Source organism: Pedobacter sp. CFBP9032 (assembly GCF_034045265.1).
Classification (GTDB): domain Bacteria; phylum Bacteroidota; class Bacteroidia; order Sphingobacteriales; family Sphingobacteriaceae; genus Pedobacter.
Genome location: NZ_JAXCWE010000020.1, coordinates 23183 through 30469, shown reverse-complemented (window position 1 = coordinate 30469; position 7287 = coordinate 23183). Strand labels below are relative to the sequence as shown.

Here is a 7287-nt window from a genome sequence, read left to right as displayed (position 1 = left end):
CAGTTTTGTTTCTTTTGCTGTCAAAAGAAAAAAGGCCCGTCCGGCCAGGACACGATAATATCCTTTAAACCCGAAGCGTAAAAGACATTTTTTTGTAGCATTCATCTATCGGCTGGTGTCATCACTCGCCGTAAACTTTTCCGGCTGCGCTGCCTTGCCTCGGCTAGCCGCCGAAGGGCTTTTACTTTTTTGCTTGATCAAAAAAGTAACAAAAAAATCAAGGCTTGGATCTGCTGTCGGATTAGCGCGTAGAAATTTAAATGGCGGTAGCGCAAGGGCTCGATTCGCCTTGTAATACAGATTTGTTTTAGGAGCCGTTCGCGCTACCTTGGGTTTGAGGTATTTGAATCGTTAGTGCAAAAATTTCAACGGCTTCTCCTTCCATCATTTCCTAGGCCGGATAGCAGGGTGGCAATAGCATGATGAGAATTAGGATGCAGACTTAGATTTATAACAACAAGAACGGCGATTGCTATCACTACCTAGCAAGGCCAAACCACCGTTTCTTCGTTCTGCGCTTAGACCGGCATGGTCAATTTTTTGGGATGGCACTGACTAAGCCTATCTACTGACTTGGATAAAAAAATTGCGAGCCGGCAGTTTTGTTTCTTTTGCTGTCAAAAGAAAAAAGGCCTGTCCGGTTAGGACACGATAAAATCTTTTAAAGACGAAGCGTAAAAGACATTTTACTTGTAGCATTCATCTATCTGGTGTCATCACCTGCTATAATCTTTTCCCTGTGCGCAGCCTTGCCTCGGCTAGCCACCGATGGGCTTTTACTTTTTTGCTTGATCAAAAAAGTAACAAAAACCGAGCTTTTCTGCGAGCTCATGAATACCTATAAAAACATAAATAACTCTTATGAATAACTCAAGGCTTGGATCTGATTTTAGATTAGCGCGTCGAAATTTAAATGGCGGTAGCGCAAGGGCTCGATTTGCTATGTAATAAGGATTTGTTTTAAGAGCCGTTCGCACGACCTTGGGTTTGAGGTATTTGAGACGTTAGTGCAAAAAATTCTACGGCTTCTCCTTCCATCAGCTCCTATGCCGGAGAGCAAGACGGCAATAGCGAGTGAACCACATTTTAAAACGCTATTAGTGGCGATCGCTATATCAAGCCATGATCATTGCGAGAAACGGTTCTTCTCCGTTTCATGGCAACCTCAATGCTGATTAACCTACTGGTTGATGTCTTATCATCCAGCCTAAGTTCTATCTCGTCAACCTGTTAACAAATTGAATCTACTCGTATAAATTTTCCGGGATTAAGATAACATTCCGCAAACAAATCTGCTTGATCCCATCCCCCCTATTTATTGCTTTTTTCGATTTTGAGAGCGGTCTGTAAGGTATTGCCGCGTCTTAATGTTTTCCCACATAATTAATTTATCTTCAATTTTAGAAAAAGCCCTGATTTCTCCATCTTGCGAAATTACCAGCCCCAGCGAAGTAGGGTGATTCCAGCAATAGGCAATCATAGACCTGTGCCTGGTTCCATAATGCCGTGGATCATGAGCGGCCAGTGATTTTGCCGTAGCTGTAGCTGTGGAGGAAACATAAATTTTTCTCGGCATTTTTTTCGACCTCAAAACGGCCCCGAAACCATTGGTAACCATATTTCTATTAAAAAGCACCACACCATCTACACAGGTTTGCGAAGCGATAAAATTAATGGCTCCCTTAATTTCATCGGCTGTGCCTTGTTTATCATAAAAAGACTCAGACTCCTTTAAATATAGTGCCTTACTGATAGATCTTTTTCCGGCATACATGCCCCCTTCAATTGTATGCTCAGAAACGAAATTATCAATGGCTGCTTTGGCATGAGCGACCATAGACAGGGTTAACCGCTCGTAGTGTATTCTGTATTTCACGTCCAGATCTATACTGTCATCAGCAATCAAAATTGCGCCTCCGTGCTGATAGTTTTGAATTTTGAGCAATAATCTGGAGAAAGTCTGAATCCAAAGACCATCTAAAAAGTCTTCCCAATCAGTATATTGCTCCTTTGGATGTGCCTTTTCAATATAATCCCTTAAATTGACTTTTAAAAATTCTGCATTTTTCCGGAGAATTTTTGAGATCGGTCCGATGGTTAACACATCCAGGTAGCGCTTTACAAGTACATTTTGCTTCAGCGTGGCCAGGAGTTCATAGTCGAACAGTACATGGAGCGTGCCGATATCACTTACCGAAACCTGAAACAGGCCTGGTTGCTCTGAACCAGTGTCAGATTCATAATTTAAGAAATTTTGATAGTGCATCGCCTGATCAATCATTCCCCAAATGAAAAGCCCACCTGTTTCATCATAATAAACCGCGAGTGAAGAACTTGCCGGATCTGCAGCCTTAGAAAGTTTAGCCAAAGCCTTAGTGTTCATCGCTATCGGCTGTTCGAAAGCAATACAACTCCATCTTTCCGGAACAATATGTTTTGGAGGTGCCGGGTCTGGATTGGAAGGATCAATAAAGGTTACTGTAACCCTGATCAGATCACTTTCCTCCTTGCACATGCTCGAAAAAAAAAGGCAATCAAAAAAGTCATCAAGCACCTGAAGTTCTGGAAGTGGGAATTTTTGCTTGGTTAGCCTGAGCTTATCGTATACCAGAACGGCCAGGTCATGCGGACGTGAGTTTTCCAAATTTATATCCTTTTTTTACATTAACATTTACCATCCAAAATCGTTTGAATTGAAGTAGATTCAACTTCAGGGAGTAAAGAAGAGTGATTTATGACCTTTTATTAATTGATAAATCAGCATTTTGACTTATCAATCCCCTACCTTGCCCCTATTATTTAAAACCTATAAGATATTGATTACTAATCGGTTAATGATTAAGTTGTTTAATCTGGATTGATCAGCCTTACACCAACTCCACACCTATACAATATTTTTTCTGGATTTCCAAAACAAAAACGATATCTGGCAAGTTATTTAACTAACAAGACTGAAATAGAGATGGTTAATACATATAAAATACAGCTGGACGAAATTACTTATAAAGAAATTTTTGAACCTTTTTTGCATAAAAATTTTTTGAAGTTGCCTGTTGAGGCACATGATAACATGGTTGAAGTTACCATTAGGAGAACCTGCGTACTGGAATATTTACAAAAGAAAATCATTAGTGAGATTGATAATTATGAAGTGATGCAATCAGAAATGATTAATAAGATGAACATTCATTAAGCTTAATTTTCTTCATTGTATTTCAGGTGGCTGGTCTAGGCTAGCAATCGAAAATTGCAAGTTGAATCTTTTTCGGTGACTTTATCTAAAGATTTAAAATGCCATTATAAATGAAAGATCAGGTTATTCTTCAACAACCTGGTTAATTACTTTATAATCAGAATAAATTACTATTTTAGACATCACATCTAACATTTTTATTATTGATTCACATGTCTAAAAGTATCAAAGCAATCTTTCTGTTCTCGTTAATTTTTTTAATGAGCCTGTTTAATGCCAGGGCTGCTAAACAGGATTTTTATCAGATTAAAATTTATCATTTAAACTCAGATGCACAGGAAAAGGCAGTAGACGATTATTTACAAAAAGCCTATTTACCAGCACTTCATCGCTTCGGGATAGATAAGATAGGTGTTTTTAAGCCTGTATTAAGCGATGCGGCCCTGCCCGCCGAAAAGTTGATTTACGTTTTCATCCCCTTAAAATCTTTTAACAGCATTTTAGCGTTGAATGAGAAACTCGCTAAAGATAAGCAGTATGTTATTGACGGAAAAGCTTATCTGGATGCGCCGTATAATGACGCGCCCTATGAAAGGTTAGAATCTATTGTACTTAAAGCCTTCGCTGAGGCACCGAATTTCATGTTGCCGAAATTAAAATCGCCAATGAAAGAACGGATTTATGAATTAAGAAGTTATGAGGCGCCTACCGAAAAGTATTTTCAGAATAAAGTTGAGATGTTTAATAAAGGTGATGAAATAGGCCTGTTTAAAAGACTCGGTTTTAATGCTGTTTTTTATGGCGAGGTGCTTGCGGGCAGCCACATGCCCAACCTGATGTATTTAACTACGTTTGAAAATAAGGCTGATCGTGATGCACACTGGAAGGCTTTCTCTGCTGATGACTATTGGAAAAAACTTTCTGCTATGCAAAACTATCAGAACAATGTATCTAAAAACGACACGAAGTTTATCTATCCAACGGACTACTCTGACATTTAAAATTGATTAATCAGTTTCACCAACTACCTGGAGAGCCGATTTGCGACTACAAATTTTGATACCATAAAAGTCTGATTTGTATAAAAAGAAGTCTCTTTAATATAAAGATCTTCACGTCTGCAGTAATAAATTTGTTTTCTATATTAGAACTTGCTAACCAAAGTATATGAATCGTAGAAAACTCATTCAAAGCCTTGCCATTGGTTTACCCACCCTACTCTTTTCCAATAAGCTTTTTGCATGCTCCATTAATGAAACTAACGCACAAGAATTTGTAGAGAAAATTCTTGCGGGTCCTTTTTTACCTACCTGGGAATCTTTGTCTAGCTATCAAACACCAGAATGGTTCAGAGATGCAAAATTTGGAATTTGGGCGCATTGGGGGCCACAGTGCCAGCCAGAAGCCGGAGATTGGTATGCACGTGAAATGTATATGGAAGGAAGCAGGAAGTATAAATTTCATCTCGAAAAATATGGGCATCCTTCTCAGTTTGGTTTTAAAGATGTGATTAATACCTGGAAAGCAGAAAATTGGGACCCTGATGCCTTAGTTTCGTTATATAAAAGTGCGGGTGCAAAATATTTTATGGCCTTGGCCAATCACCACGATAATCTCGACCTCTATAATAGCAAATACCAGAAAGATTGGAACTCAACAAAACAAGGACCGGAAAAAGACATTGTTGGCGGATGGGCTGCTGCTGCAAAAAAACAGAACCTTCCTTTTGCCGTAAGTGTCCATGCGGCGCATACCTGGAGCTGGTTAGAAACAGCCCAACGTGCCGATAAAAATGGACCATTGGCTGGCGTGCCATATGATGGAAAATTAACTAAGCAAGATGGTAAAGGTAAATGGTGGGATGGACTTGATCCACAAGAGCTTTACGCTCAGAATCATCAGTTAAGTGAAAATAGCCTGGATGATGGTGTTATTCATAAACAGTGGAATTGGGGAAATGGCGTTACTCCACCAAGTAAGGCTTATATTGAAAAGTTTTATAACCGAACAATCGACCTGATTAATAAATATAATCCGGATATGATTTATTTCGATGACTCTCAGCTTCCTTTATGGCCCGTTAGCGATGCCGGTCTTCGAATTGCCGCACACCTCTACAATAAAAGCATTAAAGAAAAGGGGAAGCTCACTGCGGTGATTACTGGAAAAATTCTGGATGAGGACCAAAGGAAGGCAATGGTTTGGGATATTGAGCGGGGCCAGAGCAACAACATTGAGCCGCTTCCGTGGCAAACAGACACCTGCCTTGGCGACTGGCATTACGATCGAAGCGTTTACAACCGCAAAGGGTACAAAAGTGCATCAAAAATTATCCATACCCTGGTAGATGTAGTAAGCAAGAACGGTAATTTAATGTTAAATGTACCCGTTCGTGGCGATGGTTCTATTGATGAATTGGAACGTAAGATTGTGGAAGATATTGGTGTATGGATGAATGCAAATAGTGAAAGTATTTACGCCACCCGGCCCTGGAAAATCTTTGGTGAAGGGCCTGCTCAAAATCAATCTGCTGCACTAACCGCTCAGGGATTTAATGAAGGTAAAGGTGCTCCGTTTGGCGAACACGATATCCGCTTTGCGGTTAAAGACAAAGTTCTTTTTGCAACGGTAATGGCTTGGCCAACCAACGGGTCGGTACTGATTACGAGCTTAAAAGATAGCAGTACCCACTATCCTGAAAAAATAAATAGCGTACAGCTGGTGGCTACAGGACAGCATTTGAAATTCGAAAGAAATAGCGATGGACTAAAGGTTTACTTCCCGGCCGAAAAACCTGCCGCTTCGTATGCTAATCCTTTAAAAATCAGCTAAAAAAACAGGATACAACTCGAACGTGAATAAAGGGCTCATTAAACATTCTTTCCAATTGCTGAATGCAGACTATGTTAAACTGAATAAAAAGTGGAACTTCAGGAATGTTATCAGTCCGTATTACAGGTTGTATTATATAGATGATGGCGAAGGATTTATCGGCGATCAGCATGGTGGCTTAAGTTTACGGCCGGGTTTTATCTATATTATTCCGAGTTTTACTTTGTGTAACCTTTCCTGTGATTTGTTTCTGAGCCAGTACTTCATTCAGTTTTTCGAAGAATCTCCTGATGGAATTTCCCTTTTTTCCAATTGCAGAAAAATTCTGGAAGTGAAAGCAAATCCTGATGATATTACTAATTTTAAACAAATAATTGCAATTAACCCAGGCAGAGGAATAAACCGTTCTGATAATCCACTAGTTTACGAAAAAGACATTTATTATAAGGAGTATACGGAATTAAACAACTTACAAAGTATTTCTGCACAGTATGAAACTCAAGGCATTATTCTCCAGTTAATTTCGAAATTTCTAAAACCGGAGATTTTCCAGAGGGATCAGGTTATAGTTATGCCATCAGTGGTGATGGATGCGATCGCTTTCATCCAGATAAATCTTGGCTCCTCTTTAAAAGTCAGCCAGCTTGCCAATCGGGCGAACCTCAATACAGACTATTTTTCCCGGATCTTCCACCGTTACACTGGTCAGAGTCCACTTAACTACATTCTCCATAAACGAATAGAAAGGGCGCAATACCTGATCATTACCACCAACAAGCAACAGGATGAAATTGCCGAAATTACTGGCTTTTACAATGCACAATATTTTTCGAGGGTTTTTAAAAAGTTAACTGGGCTTACTCCAGGCGCTTACAAAACTCAAAACAGAACGCTTAACCTGATGGGTTAGGTTATTTATTGAAGGTTAGTTTTATCTACACCATTAAATCTACCTTACAATCAATCAGCCAAATACAGTAGCACCAGTTCTTCCCATTCTTCATCAAGGGAACAATCTGGCCGGGATGCTCCTGCCCTTTTGTACCAATAGTCAGCATTCCAAATGTCGCCCTCCTTTCGGTGAAGGTAAGCATGTATTCTTGCAGATGCTTGGTCATTTAAATGATCAACCTGCTGATGTGCCTTTGTCCAATCTCCTTTACCATCATACCAAAGTGCCTTTAACTGGATCGAAATTCCACTATCGGGATTTTCTGCCTTTAATGATGTTTTAAATTTCTGTAGCTTCTTCACTGCCATTC

Annotated in this window: 6 protein-coding genes; 4 read left to right on the top strand and 2 right to left on the bottom strand. The window is 39.6% G+C overall.

The window, feature by feature from the left end; genetic code table 11:
* Positions 1–1315: 1315 nt before the first annotated feature.
* Positions 1316–2644: a putative sensor domain DACNV-containing protein gene (locus SOM16_RS22380; RefSeq protein WP_320466226.1), complete on the bottom strand. Its 1329-nt coding sequence runs from the start codon at positions 2642–2644 to the stop codon at positions 1316–1318.
* Between the two features lie 318 nt (positions 2645–2962).
* On the opposite strand from SOM16_RS22380, the gene SOM16_RS22375 reads away from it, so the two are divergent.
* From SOM16_RS22375 to SOM16_RS22360, 4 genes are all read left to right on the top strand, one after another.
* A complete protein-coding gene (locus SOM16_RS22375; RefSeq protein WP_320466225.1) occupies positions 2963–3193 on the top strand; it encodes a hypothetical protein in 231 nt (76 codons plus the stop codon).
* 260 nt (positions 3194–3453) lie between these two features.
* The gene (locus SOM16_RS22370; protein ID WP_320466224.1) at positions 3454–4194 is read left to right on the top strand and encodes an NIPSNAP family protein; all 741 of its coding nucleotides are present in this window, start codon (positions 3454–3456) and stop codon (positions 4192–4194) included.
* 166 nt (positions 4195–4360) lie between these two features.
* Entirely contained in the window at positions 4361–6025 is a 1665-nt protein-coding gene (locus SOM16_RS22365; protein ID WP_320466223.1) for an alpha-L-fucosidase, read from the top strand.
* Positions 6026–6047: 22 nt separating this feature from the next.
* Positions 6048–6935, top strand: coding sequence for a helix-turn-helix domain-containing protein (locus SOM16_RS22360; RefSeq protein ID WP_320466222.1), 888 nt, complete (start codon positions 6048–6050; stop codon positions 6933–6935).
* 50 nt (positions 6936–6985) lie between these two features.
* Here SOM16_RS22360 and SOM16_RS22355 read toward each other — a convergent pair whose 3' ends face one another.
* Positions 6986–7285, bottom strand: coding sequence for a hypothetical protein (locus SOM16_RS22355; protein ID WP_320466221.1), 300 nt, complete (start codon positions 7283–7285; stop codon positions 6986–6988).
* Positions 7286–7287 lie beyond the last annotated feature (2 nt).